The organism is Pseudomonas sp. dw_612 (assembly GCF_018449725.1).
Taxonomy (GTDB): Bacteria; Pseudomonadota; Gammaproteobacteria; order Pseudomonadales; family Pseudomonadaceae; genus Aquipseudomonas.
Genome location: NZ_JAAVVC010000027.1, coordinates 67,865 through 84,989 on the forward strand (window position 1 = coordinate 67,865; position 17,125 = coordinate 84,989).

The 17,125-nt window shown below is 60.5% G+C and carries 19 protein-coding genes; 2 read left to right on the forward strand and 17 right to left on the reverse strand.

From position 1 onward, the window contains the following. Window positions 1-46 precede the first annotated feature (46 nt). The 9 genes from HB680_RS29315 to HB680_RS29355 all read right to left on the reverse strand — a co-directional run bounded on the left by HB680_RS29315 (window position 47) and on the right by HB680_RS29355 (window position 8,176). Complete coding sequence (locus HB680_RS29315) at window positions 47-826, reverse strand: SDR family NAD(P)-dependent oxidoreductase (RefSeq protein WP_213941804.1); 780 nt, start codon at window positions 824-826, stop codon at window positions 47-49. Then, a complete protein-coding gene (locus tag HB680_RS29320) occupies window positions 823-1,671 on the reverse strand; it encodes an N-acyl homoserine lactonase family protein (RefSeq protein ID WP_213941805.1) in 849 nt (282 codons plus the stop codon). The genes HB680_RS29315 and HB680_RS29320 overlap by 4 nt, the downstream gene beginning before the upstream one ends. A 67-nt stretch (window positions 1,672-1,738) precedes the next feature. Beyond that, entirely contained in the window at window positions 1,739-2,494 is a 756-nt protein-coding gene (locus tag HB680_RS29325; RefSeq protein ID WP_213941806.1) for a carboxymuconolactone decarboxylase family protein, read from the reverse strand. Between the two features lie 67 nt (window positions 2,495-2,561). Further along, window positions 2,562-2,951, reverse strand: a complete 390-nt coding sequence (locus HB680_RS29330) for a cupin domain-containing protein (RefSeq protein ID WP_169850742.1) — start codon at window positions 2,949-2,951, stop codon at window positions 2,562-2,564. Further along, window positions 2,948-3,859, reverse strand: coding sequence for an NAD(P)-binding domain-containing protein (locus HB680_RS33160; RefSeq protein ID WP_213941807.1), 912 nt, complete (start codon window positions 3,857-3,859; stop codon window positions 2,948-2,950). Before HB680_RS33160 ends, HB680_RS29330 begins: the two co-directional genes overlap by 4 nt. 39 nt (window positions 3,860-3,898) lie before the next feature. Continuing rightward, a complete protein-coding gene (locus tag HB680_RS29340; protein WP_213941808.1) occupies window positions 3,899-5,233 on the reverse strand; it encodes an MFS transporter in 1,335 nt (444 codons plus the stop codon). Window positions 5,234-5,290: 57 nt separating this feature from the next. Continuing rightward, window positions 5,291-5,683, reverse strand: a complete 393-nt coding sequence (locus HB680_RS29345) for a carboxymuconolactone decarboxylase family protein (RefSeq protein ID WP_169850745.1) — start codon at window positions 5,681-5,683, stop codon at window positions 5,291-5,293. Window positions 5,684-5,794: 111 nt separating this feature from the next. Further along, entirely contained in the window at window positions 5,795-7,225 is a 1,431-nt protein-coding gene (locus HB680_RS29350; protein WP_213941809.1) for an aldehyde dehydrogenase family protein, read from the reverse strand. Window positions 7,226-7,282: 57 nt separating this feature from the next. Then, window positions 7,283-8,176, reverse strand: coding sequence for an NAD(P)-dependent oxidoreductase (locus HB680_RS29355; RefSeq protein WP_213941810.1), 894 nt, complete (start codon window positions 8,174-8,176; stop codon window positions 7,283-7,285). A 170-nt stretch (window positions 8,177-8,346) separates the two neighbouring features. Here HB680_RS29355 and HB680_RS29360 point away from each other — a divergent pair, with 170 nt between their 5' ends. Beyond that, complete coding sequence (locus tag HB680_RS29360) at window positions 8,347-8,673, forward strand: NIPSNAP family protein (protein ID WP_169850748.1); 327 nt, start codon at window positions 8,347-8,349, stop codon at window positions 8,671-8,673. Between the two features lie 71 nt (window positions 8,674-8,744). On the opposite strand, the gene HB680_RS29365 is transcribed toward HB680_RS29360, so the two are convergent. The 7 genes from HB680_RS29365 to HB680_RS29395 all read right to left on the reverse strand — a co-directional run bounded on the left by HB680_RS29365 (window position 8,745) and on the right by HB680_RS29395 (window position 15,193). Beyond that, on the reverse strand, window positions 8,745-9,425 hold the full coding sequence (locus HB680_RS29365) for a GntR family transcriptional regulator (protein WP_213941811.1): 681 nt from the start codon (window positions 9,423-9,425) through the stop codon (window positions 8,745-8,747). Window positions 9,426-9,594: 169 nt separating this feature from the next. Then, window positions 9,595-10,614 (reverse strand): ABC transporter substrate-binding protein, encoded by a 1,020-nt coding sequence (locus HB680_RS29370; RefSeq protein WP_213941812.1) that lies wholly within the window; start codon window positions 10,612-10,614, stop codon window positions 9,595-9,597. A gap of 157 nt (window positions 10,615-10,771) precedes the next feature. Beyond that, on the reverse strand, window positions 10,772-11,545 hold the full coding sequence (locus tag HB680_RS29375) for an ABC transporter permease (RefSeq protein WP_213941813.1): 774 nt from the start codon (window positions 11,543-11,545) through the stop codon (window positions 10,772-10,774). Continuing rightward, window positions 11,545-12,744, reverse strand: coding sequence for an ABC transporter substrate-binding protein (locus HB680_RS29380; RefSeq protein ID WP_213941814.1), 1,200 nt, complete (start codon window positions 12,742-12,744; stop codon window positions 11,545-11,547). The genes HB680_RS29375 and HB680_RS29380 overlap by 1 nt, the downstream gene beginning before the upstream one ends. After that, window positions 12,710-13,552: an ABC transporter ATP-binding protein gene (locus tag HB680_RS29385; protein ID WP_213941815.1), complete on the reverse strand. Its 843-nt coding sequence runs from the start codon at window positions 13,550-13,552 to the stop codon at window positions 12,710-12,712. Before HB680_RS29385 ends, HB680_RS29380 begins: the two co-directional genes overlap by 35 nt. Continuing rightward, window positions 13,549-14,619: an acyl-CoA dehydrogenase family protein gene (locus tag HB680_RS29390; protein ID WP_213941816.1), complete on the reverse strand. Its 1,071-nt coding sequence runs from the start codon at window positions 14,617-14,619 to the stop codon at window positions 13,549-13,551. Before HB680_RS29390 ends, HB680_RS29385 begins: the two co-directional genes overlap by 4 nt. Before the next feature lie 16 nt (window positions 14,620-14,635). After that, on the reverse strand, window positions 14,636-15,193 hold the full coding sequence (locus HB680_RS29395; RefSeq protein ID WP_213941817.1) for a carboxymuconolactone decarboxylase family protein: 558 nt from the start codon (window positions 15,191-15,193) through the stop codon (window positions 14,636-14,638). Between the two features lie 103 nt (window positions 15,194-15,296). Between HB680_RS29395 and HB680_RS29400 the strand changes: the two genes are divergently transcribed. Beyond that, entirely contained in the window at window positions 15,297-16,214 is a 918-nt protein-coding gene (locus HB680_RS29400) for an AraC family transcriptional regulator (protein ID WP_213941818.1), read from the forward strand. Window positions 16,215-16,358: 144 nt separating this feature from the next. Here the strand turns inward: HB680_RS29400 and HB680_RS29405 are convergent, their stop codons facing one another. After that, on the reverse strand, window positions 16,359-17,120 hold the full coding sequence (locus tag HB680_RS29405) for an ABC transporter ATP-binding protein (protein ID WP_213941819.1): 762 nt from the start codon (window positions 17,118-17,120) through the stop codon (window positions 16,359-16,361). Window positions 17,121-17,125: the final 5 nt, after the last annotated feature.

The window sequence follows — 17,125 nt, forward strand, 5'->3', positions numbered from 1 at the left end:
TTGTCTCCTTCAAGGGTGGCCCGGTTTTCTGCTGTCGTCGCACGATTCAGTTCGCCAGCCAACCGTCGTCCACCGGCAGGGTCGCGCCGGTGATAGGGGTGCCCGAGACGCTGCACAGGAACACCACCAGATCCGCCACGTGTGCGGCCTCGACAAACCGTCCGGTGCCCTGCTTGCCCTGCAAGAACTCGCGGGTGGCGGTGTCACGGTCCAGTTGCTTGTCCGCCATCAAAGCCGTGAGACGGCTTTCGATATTGGGGGTCAGCACTGAACCGGGGCACACCGCGTTACAGGTAATGCCCTGCCCCTGCGTTTCCACCGCCACCGCACGGGTCAACCCGAGCAAGGCGGTTTTGGTGGTCACGTAATCAATACGGTTGGCAATGGCGCGCGAGCCATAGGCGGAGGACATGTTGATGATCCGTCCCCAGCCCCGCGCACGCATGCCCGGCAAGGCCAGCTGGATGGCACGAAAAGCAGCGGTGAGATTGACCGCCAACGCCTGATCCCAACGCTCACCCGGAAAATCTTCAATGGGTGCAAAGTGCCGGATCACGGCGTTATTGATCAGCACATCAATGCCGCCCATCCGCGCCTGCGCATCGCCAATCAGCACGTCGACGGCGTCGGACGCGGTCAAATCGGCACGCACGTAGCAGACCGCTACGCCATGCTCGCGCTCCATGGCCTGGCAAGTCGCTGTCATCTCCTGTGGCGACTCGAGGCCATGCAGCACCAGGTTGCAACCGGCAGCGGCCAGGCCTCGGGCCATCGCCAGGCCGAGCCCGTTCGACGAACCGGTGATCAGCGCCGTTTTACCTTTCATGCCTGCGCCCCGGCTGAGCCGATACGCACTGCAAACGAAGGATCGTTCGGGTCCACCGGTGCAAAACGGTTCATGACGTCAGGGTCATGCCCGGGAATGACCACCGCGCCGGGTTGCTCGTGCAACCATTCGCGGATTTGCGCATAGCCCTGGTACATATCGGCCAGGCTATCGAGCACGGCGAAAGGACGGTCCTGTTCCAGTTCTTCGTAGTAGTGAATGGCGTCCGACGCGAGGATCACCGGCCCGTCCGGCATTTGCACCACGACGGCCAACTGGCCGGGGGTATGACCGCCGATCTCATAGAGCTCGATGCCCGGGATCAGGGTGTTACGAGGCTCGTCGAGCAAGGTGATGCGACCGGCGTCGGCCAGCCTCTGGATGAACTGGATATCCAGAGGGTCGATGTGGTGGGCGTACTGTGGACGCTTGCCCATGTCCGTTGACCAGAAGTCGAACTCTTTGCGCGACATGACGATTTTCGCGTTGGGGTACAGACCGAGATTGCCGGCGTGATCGTAGTGAGCGTGGGTCAACACCAACAGCTTGACCTCGGCCGGATCGATGCCCAGGCGCGCCAGTGCATCGGCCGGCGCTACCACCGGCTGACGACGACGGGCAATCGCGGCTTCGGGGCTGAACCCGGTGTCGATGACGATGGTCTGGTCGGCGTTGCGAAAAATCCAGAAGAAGTAATCCATGGTGATTTCGGCATCCGGCTCTTTGTAGGCACGGAAGTTGTAATAGCACTCGCTTTTGCTCGTCTGGCGGGTGCCGTAACGCACGATGATGATTTCGGGATCGGTCCAGTCGGGCTTCACGGTCGCCGCTGATAGGGTGTTCATAGCTGACTCCTGAGGAGAAGAACGCATGGGTGTGCCACGCTCTTGTTTTTATAGGGTTGTTTGATAGTTACCGTGTCTCGCCAAGCGCCTGTTCGAGCATTGGCGCCGCCAGCAACGCACCGTGGATGCCGATGACACTGACGATCTCCAGCATTTCCATGATTTCCTCGGCCGTCGTGCCATAGCCCAAGGCGTTGCGCATGTGCAGTTTCAAGCCCGGTACATAGAGGTGCGTGGCGGCGGCATCGAACGCGCAGTAGATCAGTTCCTTGATTTTTGGCGGCAGGACGCCGGTGCGCCACGGCACCGAAGAAAACTCGACGTAGGCTTCGAACAGTTCCGGGTCGAGTTCCAGCAAACCTTCCCAGGACGCATGCCAATAACCACGGTTTTTCACGAAACTGTCCTTGAGCGCTTCGCGCCGGGCATCCAGCGGCACCGGACCGTTGTGCAAGCCTTCCTCCTCCAGCACTTCCAGCAGCACCGGCACGCCGACGTTGGAGGCATGGATGCCGACGGTGCTGATCAACTCCAGCACTTCCATCAATTCTTCAGCGGTGGCGCCATGCTTGATCGCTGCGCGCAAATGCTCCTGAACGCCCGGCGCATACAAATGCGTGGCCGCAGCATCGGCGGCAATGGCGATGAAGGATTTGACCTTGTTCTCCAGGTGGTTCTTTTTCCACGGGACCGCGGCAAACCCCGAGTACGCTTCGAGAAAACCGGCATCCAGGCGCAGGACACTGTCCCAGGCCGGGCTCCAGGCACCGCCCGCATCAATGAAAGCCTGTTTTACGTGCTGCTGTTTTTGCGTGAGCATCATCGTCTTTCCTTCATCAAGGGACCCCGGCAAACGGCGTCGCCCACCGGGGTATCGAGCTATTGAGCGGTCACCGAACTGCGCGCAAATAGTCCTGATCCGAGACCGCTTCCTCCCAGACGGTTTTACCGATGGAGGTCGCCAGATGAACCATGAAGTGGGTGGTATTGGCGCCGTGCCAATGGCGTTCGTGCGGACCGATCCACACCGTGTCGCCCTGGCGAATGACTTCCGGCTCACGGCCTTCAATGCAGATCCAGCCGCTGCCGGCGCTGACGTAGAGCACCTGGCCCTGCTCATGGCTGTGCCAGAAGGTGCGTGCACCCGGCGTGAACGACACGTTGTTGATCGTGACACCGTCAGTGGTCGGCATCACCGGATCGGCCCAGACCACCCCGGTGAATGTCGATGAGCGTTGCTCTGAAACGGCGCCACTGGCGTTACCGTGAATAACCTTCATGCCTTGCCTCCTGTTGATTCCTCGTGAAGCCGGATACCGCCGGACATATCGCCGATGGCATCCACGACCTTGTTGCTGATCTGATCGCCGTACCCCAACGCCACCTGCAAACCGAAACTCGCCAGCGGCCCGGACGCATTGAGCGAGGCGACCCCCAGTTCGCGGGCGCGCTCGATGTAGAGCACAACGTCCTTGCTCATCAACTTGCCGGTCAGGCCGCCTTCCAGGTAGTTGCCATCGACGATGTAGGGGAAGCGGTTCTGTGTGGCGAAGTTGACGCCGCTGCTGCTGTTGAGCACGTCCAGCAGGCGATGAAGGTCGAGCCCGGCTTTCTTGCCCGCGACCATCACTTCGGCCGTCGCGGCCAGGCTGACCGCATTGAGGAAGTTGTTGAGCAGCTTGGTGGTGTGCCCACTGCCGCTTTCGCCCATGTTGAACACCTTGCTGGCAATGGGTTTGAACACCCAGTCAAGCGCTTCGATCGTGGACACGTCACCGCCGACCATCAGCGTCAACGTGCCCTTCTGCGCGGCCGCGGCACCGCCGGAAATACCGGCGTCGACATACTGCACGCCGCGTTGGGCGAACAGGCCGTTCAAGCGGATCGTCGAACTGGCGGCGGCGGTACTCAGGTCGACGATCGTCTGGCCTTCACGGCAATGCTGCAGCAGGCCATCGACGCCCTCCACCACCATTTCAACCACTTTGCTGTCCGGCAGCGACAACAGAATGACGTCGGCCTTGTCCGCGATCTCGCGGATCGAGGCGGCCAGTTGCGCCCCGGCGGCATGCACTCGCTGCGGTTGCGGGTCGTAACCGAGTACGGTCAAGCCTGAGTCGACGAGGCAGCGCGTCATTCTGCCGCCCATGTTGCCGAGTCCGACAAAGCCAATTGTTTTGTTGCTCACGGCGGTTCTCCTCTGTTCAAAAGGACGGGGTGATACCCGTCAGAAATCCACATCTTTGGTTTCCGGCCCCATGAACGCGCCCAGCGTGCCGATGATTCCGCCGATGAACAGCAGGACCGCTGGCGTGACAGTGAAAGGCATGACCAGGCCGAGTGCGTTCATGTAGAAGGCGTAGAAGGAAGGAATGATCACCGACAGGCTGAAGCCGACACCGAAGCCTGTGGCTCGCACATCCGTCACGAAACGCTCATTGATGTAGGTCACGATCACGCCCCACGGCGCGGTCACCACCACCGACAACAGGCACACCAGGAACATGATCAGCGGCAAGGACAGCCCCGGCACATTCGCCAGCACATACATGATCGCCGCGCCAAAAATCGCAATGGTCGGCCCCAGGATCAGGAAGAAGCGGCGTCGGCCGATCTTCTGCCCCAACATGCCGGAGGCGATGTAGCTGAAGAACAGCACGGAGTAGGAAATCAGCAGCGTGGCCGTGACTTCAAAGCCCGACAAATGCAGGGTTTTCACCAGCAACCCGGTCGGCAGGAAGATCGTGATGATGTTCTGCGTCAGCCAGAAACCGGTCATCATGATCAGCACTTGCAACAGGTTGCGGCCGCTTTTGCCGCGCAGCAGATCGGTCAATGGCAACTTGTCTTTCGGCTTGCTGGCGTCCACTTCCCAGATTTCGGATTCGGACACGGCGAACACGTAATACAACGCCAGCACCCCGGCCAGCAGCGCGCCGACCACGAAGGGAATGCGCCAGCCCCATTGCACGTACGGCGAGTCGATGCCGGCCAGCGGGAACAGCGCGAACATCAGCATCGCCACCAGGTTGATGCTGACGTAGGCGAGCGGGAAGCCTGCAATGATCAGTCCGCCGACAAAACCGCGCTGGTGCTTTTTCGAATACTCGATGGCCAACGGCATCGCCCCGGTGTAACCGCCGCCGAGAAAAATCCCGTCGATGAACCGTAGCAACACCAGGAGCAAGTAAGACCAGATGCCGATGCTGTCGTAGCCCGGTAGCAGCGCGATCAACAGTGTGACCACACCAAAACCGGTCACCGAATAGATCGATGCCATCCGGCGCCCTGTCGTGTCGGCGATCATGCCGAACAACAGGGCACCGATAGGACGCCCCAGCAGCGTGGTGATAAACACCAGTGAAGCAAGAATGGCTTCCATGCCGGGCGACAGGTTCGTCGGCTGGAAAAAGAACAATACCGGCGCTAGAACGACCACAGGCAGGTAGATATCGAACATGTCGATGTACTCAGAGAAAAACGCACCCTTGATCGCGTTTTTTCTCTTCTTCTCAATCGACTGCTCCGACTCGACGGGTCGGACGGGTGCATAGGTAGCCATGACGTTTCCTTATAATTATTGTTGAGACGTTAAGCGTCGTATCGAACAGGGTCAGGATCAGTGCTTCTCGGCCTGCTCATAGGCCTTGATCGTGTCAGAGGCGATCCGGAAGGCCGCAAGCCCCACCGGCACACCGCAATACACGGACGCCTGCATCAATACCGCGCGTATTTCCTCCTTGGAAACCCCGTTCTTGAGTGCGCCTTTCACATGAACAGCGAGTTCATGGTGTTGACTCATGGCCGTTAACAGCGCCAGGTTGATAATGCTGCGCGTCTTGAACGGGAGCGTTGAATCGCCCCAAATCTCGCCCCAGCAATACTCGGTGACGAGCTTTTGCATGGGGCGGTTGAAGTCGTCAGCCGCCGCCCAGGATTTCTCCACGTGGCTTTCGCCCAAAACTTCCTTACGATTCTCGAAGCCTTTGGTAAAGCGTTCGTTATCTTCCATTGTTCTCTCTCCAGCTTGTTTTCGTAGTATCGAATTATTGTCATACAATCAAAACGGGTAAATTTTTTTGACGCGGATTGATCCGCGCCAAAAAGGTCGCCGCCATGCACATTAGCCGCCGGCGTAGCCGACCATGGATTTGACCTCGAGGTATTCGCGCAGTCCGTATTCGCCCCATTCCCGACCGTTGCCGGACCGTTTATAGCCACCGAACGGTGCGGCGAAATCGGCGGGCGGATAATTCAAATGGACGCTGCCCGCCTGCAGGGCGCGCGCCACCTGACGGGCTCGTTCCAGATCAGCAGACTGCACATAGGCCGCGAGACCGTAGTCCGTGCCATTGGCCATCGCGATCGCCTCGGCTTCCGTGTCATACGCCATCATCGACAGCACGGGACCAAAAATCTCTTCCTGCGCGATGGTCATTTGCGGCGTGACATGCGCGAACACGGTGGGCTTGATGTAATAGCCGCGGGTGATTCCCTCCGGCAAACCCGGTCCGCCGGTCACCAGTTGCGCGCCCTCATCGAGGCCGGTTTGAATCAATGTCTGCACGCGTTTGAATTGCGCCTGATTGACCACCGGGCCCAGATGAGTCGATTCCTCGGAAGTGGGGCCGACACTGAAGGCCTGGGCTGCACGTTTGGCGATCTGGATGGCATCGGCCATCAATGCCCGGGGAATCAGCATCCGCGTCGGAATAGAGCAGGACTGGCCGCTGTTGGTGAAACAGGCGGCGACACCTCGGGTCACGGCGTCTTGCAGGTCGACGTCGTCGAGCAGGATATTGGCGGACTTGCCGCCAAGCTCCTGCGCCACCCGCTTGACCGTCTCTGCCGCGGATTTCGCCACCAGCACACCCGCCCGTGTCGAGCCGGTGAACGACAGCATGTCGATACCCGGATGCGCAGCGATGGCCGCGCCTACACCAGGCCCGTCGCCGTTGACCAGATTGAACACGCCCGCAGGCACGCCGGCCTCATCCAGCACTTCGGCGAACAGCAGCGCACTGAGCGGCGAATATTCGCTCGGCTTGAGCACCATGGTGCAACCGGCCGCCAATGCGGGGGCGATTTTCACCACGATCTGATTGATCGGCCAGTTCCAGGGTGTGATCAGCCCACAGACCCCGATCGGTTCGAAACGCAACAAGGTAGTGCCTTGCGGTTCCTCAAACCGAAAGCGCTTGAGCACCTCGATCAGTTGATTGAGATGCAGCGGACCACGGGGCACCTGACCTTTACGAGCGAAGGTGATCGGCGAGCCCATTTCCACGCGCATCGCTTCGGCGAACTCTTCCTGACGACGCTCGTAAATAGCCACGATGCGTTCGAGCAAGGCGATACGTTCGGCGACACCGCGCCCCGCGTAATCGGGTAACGCGGCACGGGCCGCCGCCACTGCCCGATCAACGTCGTTGGCATTGCCCAATGCCAAGCGGTCGACAATGGTTTCGGTCGCAGGATCGATGACGTCGAACCATGTGGGCGATGACGGTTCCACCCACTCTCCACCGATGTAAAAACTGGCTGCACGAGACATTCGATTCACTCCATTACGCAATGATGGATCGCTGTTTTCATCAACACGGGCGAGGTGTTATTCGCCGTCGCTGGCGACCATCAATCTGTACATTTCGGTGTGGTCGGTGGTTGGCGTCGCTTGCCTGGATACGTCATCCCACAGCGCCGTAGCGGTTTTGCCCAAGCGCATCGGGTAACCCAGTGCGTCGGACAGCCCTTGGGCAATCTTCAGGTCCTTGTTCATCAGTTGCATTGAAAAGCCGGAAGCGTACGAACCGCTGAGCATGAATTGCCGGGCTTTGTTTTCCGAAGTGTTGCTGCGCCCACTGGAGGCGTTGAGCACGTCGACCATCACGCCAGGGTCGATCCCGAACCGCTTGGCCACATGCAGAGCTTCGACGGTAGCCATCAGCCCGGCCGCCGACACGTAGTTATTCAAGGCTTTGGCCGCATGACCAGCCCCCGCAGTGCCGATGTGCAGAATGTTCTGGCCCATGGCTTCAAGCAACAGATGACAACCCTGCATCACCGCCGCATCGCCACCCACCAGGATGGCCAGCGTGCCGTCCACCGCCCGTTTGACGCCGCCGGAAACCGGCGCATCCAGGTAATCGAGGTCGAAGGCTTTCAGTTTCAGCGCCAGCTCACGGGAGCGCGCCGGCTCCGAGGAGCTCATGTCGATCACCACGGCGCCTGGCCGTAGCGAAGCGGCCCAACCGTCAGCCCCTTCACTGCCCAGCAGCACGCTTTCGACGATGGCGGAGTTCGGCAACATAGTGATCAGTACATCAAGGGACCGCGCGTTGCCGGCATCGAGGCCCGTGGCTTCGAGCATGGCCAGGGTTTGCGCCAGGCGCCCTTCATCCGCGTCGGCGAGGAAGAGTTCATAGCCTGCCTTTGAAAGGCAGGTCGCCATTGGAACCCCCATCATGCCAAGCCCGATGAAGCCGATTCGTTGCGATTGAGTCATGTCCAAGTCCTATTGTTTTCTTGTCGGGTCATGCGTTGGCGGCGGTCGACAGCGTAAAAGCTGTTTCGAGGCAGGCCCGCAGTTGGACTAAAACTATAGGACTGTCATACAATCGGTCAATAGGCTAATCGGCCTATTTTTTTGATCGGCACCTTCCCCAGGAGATTCACATGATTGTTGAATTGCGTATTTATCACTGCGCACCGGGTCGCCTTCCCGCGTTGCACGAGCGCTTTGCCAAGACCACGTTGGGGTTCTTCGAGAAGTATGGAATCGAGCAGTTGGGCTTCTGGACGACACTGGCCGGCCCGACCAATCAGTCGTTAAGCTACATGCTCAAATGGGCGAGCCTCGCCGAGCGCGAGGCGAAATGGAATGCGTTCCAGGCGGACCCGGAATGGATCGCCAAGCGCGCCGAAAGTGAAGCGCAGGCCATCATCGTCGAGCGAATCGAGAACCAGTTTCTGGCACCCACCGCGTATTCGGCGCTGCGTTAAGGGAACAGTGAAGGACAGGCGCCGTCTGACGATCGTCAGCGGCGGCCTGACACTCAGGTGATCAACGGGCTTCAGGTGACCGGGGTCGAACTGCCCTGCTCCAGCAACTCCAGGACGTTTTGCGAGGCATTTTCCACGTGCAGCAACGCCGCCGCACAAGCACCGGTCTCATCGCGCAACTGAATCATACGCACGATTTCCTTGAGCTCTGCCAAGGTGTGCACCATGCGTCCTTCACGCCCGAGGGACAGCGCCCGCAACAGACTGACGCGATTGTTGAGCTGCTCCAGCATGCCACCCACCACGGCGCTTTGCTCGATGTCGAGCAGCACGTGATAGAAGCGTTGTTTGATATCCAGCAACGTCGTGCCGTCACGCCGTGCGGTATGGGATTGCTGAACGAACTCGTCGAAGACCGCGGCCAGTTCGGCGACGTCTTCGTCCGTGGCATGGCGAACGAAATTGCGCACGGCCAGCACTTCCAGGGCGCCGCGTACGTCGTAGATCTGGATCGCATCCTTGGCACTCACCGAAGCGACATAGGCCCCGCGATGCGGGACCTGCTCCACCAAACCTTCCGCTTCCAACTGACGCAGCGCTTCGCGCAATGACGTGCGACTGACGTCCAGGGCCGTGTAGAGCTGTTGTTCCACAAGGCGGTCGCCTGGCTTGAATCGACCGGAAATGATTTCGTTGCGTAGGGCATCCTGCACCTGATGCCGCAATGAAGCCGCCTGGCGGTGAACTTTCATAATGTATTCCCGAAGCCTTAATAGTATTAATCACGCGAGCGGGCAGCATCGCCGCAACTCAATATGATTGTATGACACGTAAGCTTAGGAAAAATACAGCATTGATTTAACTTGCGACGCCGAACGCCCTGTTGGCGCCGCTTCTGGCAACGTTAGCGATAACCCGGCTTCAACTACCCGCCCCGCCATGGGCTTCTTCAAAGAAATAATCCTTCCAGCTGGCCGCCTTGTTTTTCAACACACCCAACGCCTGCAATTTCTCGGCATAGATAAAGGTGCGCTGCGGCACGACGGTGAAGTCGATTTCAGGGTCGGCGACGATTTGCTCAACCAGCGGCAGAGCCAGTTTCGATTGCTCTACGCGAATGTAGGTCTGGGCCGCCGCAGGCTTGTCGGCCTTGATGATTTTCTCGGCTTGTGCCAGCGCGTCGTAGAAAGCCTTGTAGGTTTTCGGATTTTCGTCGTGGAATTTTTCAGTGGTGTACAGCACGTTGAACGTGGCCTGGCCGCCGAGTACGTCGTAGGAACTCAGCACCTTGTGCACGTTGGGATTCTGCAGTTCCTGATACTGGAACGGCGGGCTGGAAAAGTGCGAATTGATTTCCGAGCCGCCCGCAATCAGCGCCGCGGTTGCGTCCGGGTGGGCAAGGCTGATCGAGATATCGTCAAACTTCTTGAAATGCTCTTGGCCAAACTGTTTCGCCGTTTCGATCTGCAACGTGCGCGACTGGAAACCGACACCCGCCGCCGGTACGGCGATGCGGTCCTTTTCAGTGAAGTCCTTGAGGCTCTTCACGTTCGGATTGTTGGTCAGCAAGTAATTGGGCATCGAGCCCAGCGATGCGATGGCCTTGACGTTCTGCTTGCCCTTGGTGCGGTCCCAGATCGTGAGCATCGGCGGCACACCGGCCGACACCACGTCCAGCGCGCCGGCCAACAGCGCCTCGTTCATCGCGGTGGCACCCGAGATGCTGTTCCAGTCGACTTTGATATCGAGGCCTTGCGCCTTGCCCTGTTTCTCGATGAGTTGCTGATCGCGTACCACGTCCAGAATCAGGTAACCGATGCCAAATTGCTGGGCGATGCTGATTTTGCCTTCGGCCTGGACGCCGGGACTCAGCAGCAGGCTCGCCGTCGCCAGGGAGGCTGCCAATAGGGTCAACGCTGAGCGCTTGAAGGGAGTTGCCATGAACACCTCAAAGTCATTGCAAGAAAAGGAAAGCGAATCCGCACAGATGCGCAGCCCCTCAAAGTGCACGGCCTGTAACAATATTAAAAAGAATATATAACGATTTGTTTATTCACTAAAAGAATATGCAAGTCCTGCTTGTCAGCCTCGACGCTGCTTAGGCCAGATTGGTGTGCCCCCACCGCCGATGCAGCCCGCGCGCCAGCGCATCAAGGGCAAACCCCAGCACACCGATCAGCAGCACCATCGCCATCAGTTCCGAATAGGCCAGGCGATCCCGTGTATCCAGGATGAAGTAGCCCAAACCGGCGCTGACGCCGAGCATTTCGCAGGGCACGAGGACGATCCAAAGAATGCCGATGGACAGTCGCACGCCGGTCAGCACGTGACCAAGCACGCCGGGCAGGATCACTTTGCGCAAGGTTTCCCAGCGTGTTGCGCTGAGGCTGCGGCTCAGTTGCAGCCAGCGCGGGTCGAGCTGACGCACGCCGGCCACGGTGTTGAGCAGGATCGGCCAGATCGCGGCGAAGGTCAGCAGGAAGTAGATCGGCTGGTCGCCCACGCCCATCAGCATCACCACCACCGGCATCCACGACAGCGGCGAAATCATCCGCAGGAACTGGAAGGCCGGCGTCGTCGCGGCTTCAAGGTGCCGGTAGCTGCCAATCAGCAGCCCCAGCGGTACACCGATCAGCAACGCCAGCAACAAACCGATGAGGATGCGTTTGAGGCTGACGAACACATGCTCATACAGCTCGGCGCGGCCCAACAACTCCACCAGACTGACCAACGTCGCCTCCGGGGAAAACCGCGCTGCCAGCCCCTCGGTGCCACCAAAAACCCGCACACCCAGCCACCACCCGAGCAGCAGAAACACCAGCCCTGCCACACCCAGTCCCCAATGCAAAAGCGATGAAGTTTGCCGACTCATCAGAGACTGAACTCCTCGCTGCGCTCAAAGCTGTCCGGCAAGCCAAACGCCTTGAGCCCGCCGACCGACGCGATGGCGTTGCGCACAAAGCGGTCGTCCACCAGATCCCGAGCGGTGTGTTGCGGGTCGAGGTTGGCGAGGAAGCCTTTATCGCCTTCGATCAGCGTGTCCTTGAGCCGCCGCACCAGCTCCTCGGTGTAGCTCGGAAACGGGTACGGCTGAAAGTCGATGCGCTGCTCGTCCCAATGGCTGTGCTGGATCGCGCCACTGGCCAGGTACTGCTCGCGGTCAGCGGCGGCAGGCGCCAGCACCCGGTTCAATACTTGTTGTGCGTGGGGGGTGTAGCGGTTGTCGCCGTCCTTGGACAGCAGCTTGGCGGCCTCGGCGCGGTTGTCGCGAGTCCACAACTGCGCCTTGACGATGGCGTTGACCACTTTCTGCGACCACTCGGGACGGTTGTTCAAATCCTGCTCGTGCATAAACACCACGCAGCAGGCATGGTTGCGCCAGATATCCCCGGTAAAGCGCTGCACGCGGCCGACCTTGAGTTCTTCGGCCAAGGCGTTGAACGGCTCGGCGACGATATAACCCGCGATGCGCTTGCTGGCCAGGGCCGGCGGCATGTCCGACGGCGGCAACACCAGCAGATTGACCTCGTTCGGCGCGATCACCGCACTCGCCGATTTGCTCACCGGCACCAAGCCGTGATCGCGAAACAGTTGCTGCACCACCACGTTATGAATCGAATACCAGAACGGAATCGCCACCGATTGCCCGCCCAGTTGCTTGACCTCGGTGATACCCGGCGCCACCGTCAGGCCCGAGCCGCCGACATGGTTCCACGCCACGACTTTGGCCGGGACCTTGCTGCCATAACGCGCCCAAACGGTCATCGGCGACAGCAAGTGAATGACGTTGACCTGACCGGAAATAAACGCCTCGATCACCTGGGCCCAACTGCGCAGCAGCACCGGGCGTTCAGCCTGGATGCCTTCGGCTTCGAACAGACCATTGTTGTGCGCCACCAGCAGCGGCGTGGCATCGGTGATCGGCAGATAGCCGATGCGCACCGGCGCGTTCGGTTCCGAAGCGGCGCGAGCTTGCAGGCTATTGAGCAGCGGCAAGGCGCCGCCGGCGGTCAGCAAAGCACTGAGTTTGAGGAAGTCACGACGTGTGTGAGTGAAGTCGTCCAGGCACATGGTCAATCTCCGACGGTTCGGGCAAGGGTTGGGTTAAGGGATTGCGGCTCGCCCGCCGAAGGGTTTTGAGAATATCGATGCGTAGCGCGCCCAGTTCTTCCACCAGCTCGGCACGCGGCTGAGGCAGGTTGATGCGCCACTCGCCGAGGGTCCGCGCCGGGCTGTTACCCAGTAGCAGAATCCGCTCGGAGAGCAGCAGGGCTTCGTCAATGTCGTGGGTGATCAATACCGCCGCGGTGTTGTGCTCGGCAATGACCTGCAGCAGCAGTTGTTGCATGTCGGCGCGGGTCACTTCATCCAGCGCGCCGAAGGGTTCGTCCAGCAATAACACCTGGGGCTGACGCGCCAGGCAACGGGCTATCGCGGTGCGCTGGGCCATGCCGCCGGAGAGTTGCGCCGGGTAGTGTTGCCGGGCGTGTTGCAGGCCGACAGCGGCGATGGCGTGGTCGATGCGCGCCTTGAACTCGACCTGGCTCAGGTGCGGTTGGCGAGCGAAATCCAGGCCGAACGCGACGTTCTTTTCCAGGGTCAGCCACGGCAACAGACTCGGGTCCTGAAACGCCACGGCAACCCGGGGATGCGGGCCGTTCAGTGGCTCGCCGAGCAGGCTCACGCTGCCGCGATGGGCCGTCTGCAAACCGGCGAGCACACGCAACAGACTCGACTTGCCGACACCGCTGGGGCCGAGGATCGACACCACCTCCCCCGGCTGCAAGTCCAGGTCGAAATCCTCCAGCACGGTCTGCCAACCTTGCTCCCGTGGGTAGCCTAGGCTGATGCCGCTGGCGTGCAGCAACGCTCCGCTCATGCCAGCGCTTCCCGCGCCTGGCGTTGCAGTTCGGCGCGCAATTGCACCAGGCTCGGTGTGACGATCGGCACGAAGGCCGACTCGCGCCAGCGCCGGGCGAAACCGCTGCCATGTTCGCTCAGATAAGCCTTGCCGCCACTGGACTGCAACTCCAGTTGTACTGCGCTCGCGGCCGATTCGGCCAAGGCAATCCGCAGCCGGAACAACGCCGCTGGACGGCTCAGGAAGCGGTCGTCGAGCAGGCCGTTTTTCAGTTCTTTCACCGTTTGTTCCAACTGCTCCCGTTGCTCGTTCAAGGGCTCCAGCAGGATCGATCGACCGTCCTGCAAATGCGCCTCCACTTCCCGCAGCGAGCGACGCGCCAGGCCAATGGCCAAACCGCATTGCAAACCGAGAAATGCGGGGCGAACCGCTGGCAGAAAGACTCGCGCATCCTCATGCAGCAACCAGTCCCGATCCACCTCGACCCGGTCCAGATCCAGTGCCGCGGTGTTGCTCGACTGCAAGCCCATCAGTTGCAAATCCGCCGAGCGCTGCACGCCGGCCAGTGCATCCGGGATCGCCAGGACAAAGGGTGCGCCGCCGCTTTCGTCGTCGATGGCCGCCGCCACCACAAACCCGCTTTTGCGCAGGTTGGTGACCCAATGCAGGCGCCCGCTCAACGACCAACCGCTGTCTAACGGTCGGGCGCGCACTTGCAGCGCCTCGATCCCCGAGAGAAATTTCATCGCGTTCGACAGCCCGGTCGCGCCGGCCAATTCGCCAATCAGCAACGACGGCAGCAGACCTTCGCGCAACACCGCGTTCGGGCTTTGCAGCAAATACTCGATAAACGCGCGCTGGCCCCAGAAGACAAACGCCGCCGCCAGGGAATGGCTGGCGACCTCGGCCAACACTTCCACGGCATCGGCCAGATTACCGCCGCTGCCGCCCAGCTCCTGACGGATGCCGACGCGCAGCACATCGGCGCTCGCCAGTCGCGACAGCACGTGTTGCGGATCGCACTCGCCGACATCCAACGCGTGGGCCTGGGCGTCCAGCCATTGAGTCAATGCCGGATTGAGCATGGTGTTCTCCTTCGAATCATTGACCCGACTGCCAGCGGTACTTGGCCAACTCTGGATTGAGCGGTGTACCGGCAAATACGTTAGCAAAGTTGCACAAGGTCGCCAGGCTGACGCCGAGGATCACTTCCAGCGCATTGCCTTCGGTGTAGCCGGCAGCCTTGAACGCGCTGAAGGTCTGCTCGCTGACCTTGCCGCGCGTGGCGATCACTTCCCGGGCAAACGCCGCCAGGGTTTCCAGTTTCGCCTCGGGCACCGTGCCTTGTTCACGCAGCGCGCTGACCACGTCGTCCGGCAACTTCGCCTTGTTCAGCGCCACCGCCGTGTGGCCGGCCACGCAGAAATCGCAACCGTGGGTGGTGGCGGCAATCAGTTGCACCACTTCCCGTTCGGCGAGGCTCAGTTCGGCCTTGCCATTGAGCGCCGATACCGTAACGTAGGTTTCCAGCGCCGCCGGGGCATTGGCCAGGACCGCCAACAGGTTCGGGATAAAACCGGAAGTCTTCTGGGCGTTTTCCAGGAAAGGCTTGGCCGCTTCCGGGGCGCTTTGCAGGGTGTGTAGCGTGACGCGTGACATGGTCGAACTCCCGTTGTAGAGGTGTCCGGCCAGTCTGTTTGTTATAAGAACTGCAAACCATATTCTAAAGTAGCGATTACTTGCTCCTGAGTGTTTCCATTAGATGATTTCGTCGAGCCCACTGGTTGATTGGTTATTAGAAAGCCTCGAACTTCAGGCCAGCCTGTTTCATGTCGGGCGCTATTGCGGTGGCTGGCATGCGAGTACGCATGGATTGGCGCGGGCCAGTTTTCATCTGGTGGTGCAGGGCCATTGCTGGCTGCACATCGATGGCCAGGATGAGGCATTGCGCCTGAACGCCGGGGATGCAGTGTTTCTGCTGCGGGACTTGAATTACCGGTTGTCCAGCGCCGAACACGCCGACGCTGCCCGGCGCCTGCCGCGCATGACCATGACCGCCCTCGACAGCCAGGCCCAGGATGGCGTCGGCCTGGTCTGCGGTTTCTTCCATTTCAAGTCCGGATTGTCGTCATTGATCATCGAAGGTTTGCCGGACTGGATCATCCTGCGCGCGGGTGACCCGTCACTGAGTGCGGCGCGGGCCTTGTTCGAGTTGATCCTTGAGGAATGCCAACGGCTGCCGACGCCCTCTTCGGCCCTGCTCGAACGCCTGAGTCATCTGCTGTTTCTGTACGTGCTGCGCCAGCAAGTGGCCGATAACCAGCACCTCGGTGGCCTCGTCGCGTTGGCCCGGCATCCGCAATTCGCACCGCTGCTGGATCAGTTGATCGACCAACCGCAACAGCCCTGGTCCCTGGAAAGTATGGCGGTCTGCACCGGGCTCTCGCGTTCGGCGTTTTTCAAGCGCTTCAACGAACTGGCCGGGCAATCCCCCGGCCAGGTATTGCTGGCACTGCGCATCCGCCATGCCTGTCAACTGCTCAAGACCAACCACACCGTCGAGCAAGTCTGCGCGGCGGTGGGTTATCAATCGATCGCGGCGTTTACCCGGGCGTTTGCCAAAGCGGTCGGCGTGCAACCGGGGGCGTATCGCAGGCAACACGAAGCAATGCCCCGATGAACGATAACGCGGTGTCAGGCCAAACGCCTTCGCGAGCAAGCTTCGCTCCTACAGGGACGGGCAATGGCTGCAAATCTTTCGAACAACACCAAACAATTGTGGGAGCGGGCTTGCTCGCGAAGAACGATAACGCGGTGTACCAGGCTACCCCACAGCGCCAAGGTAGTACGTGTGCAAGTCCTCCCGCGCGGCCAGTTCGGCCGCCGAACCTTCGTCCACCACCCGGCCGTTCTCCAGCACAAACGCGTACTGGGCGTAATCCAGCGCGATGTTGATGTTCTGTTCGGCCACCAGCAGGCTCAGGCCTTCCTCGCGGTTGAGCCGGGCGAGAATATCGAAGATCTCCTCGACCACCTGCGGCGCCAACCCCATGGACGGTTCGTCCAGCAACAACAGGCGCGGCTCGGACATCAGCGCACGCCCGATGGCGACCATTTGCTGCTCGCCGCCGGAGGTGTAGCCCGTGAGGCGTTTACGCAGCAGGCGCAACCGTGGGAAATAGCCGTAGATGCGCTCCAGGCGCTGACTCAGGACCTTGCGCGAGGGCCGTCCGGCAAAGCCGCCGATCAACAGGTTTTGTTCGACGCTCAGGTGCGTAAAGCAATGCCGCCCTTCAAGCACCTGGGCCAAACCCGCCAGCACCAGGCTGGCGGGATCGGCCTCGGTGATCACTTGCCCTTGATAGACAATCCGCCCCGTGGTCACTTCACCGCGTTCGGCTCGCACCAGGCTGGAAATCGCCTTGAGGGTGGTGCTTTTGCCGGCACCATTGGCCCCGAGCAACGCCACCATCTGCCCTTTGCCAACCTGCAACGAGACGCCGCGCAACGCGAGAATCGACTGCTCATAAAACACTTCGACCTGCTCCACGCTCAGCAGCGGGTCGGCTATCGGGCTCTGGCTCATCGGAC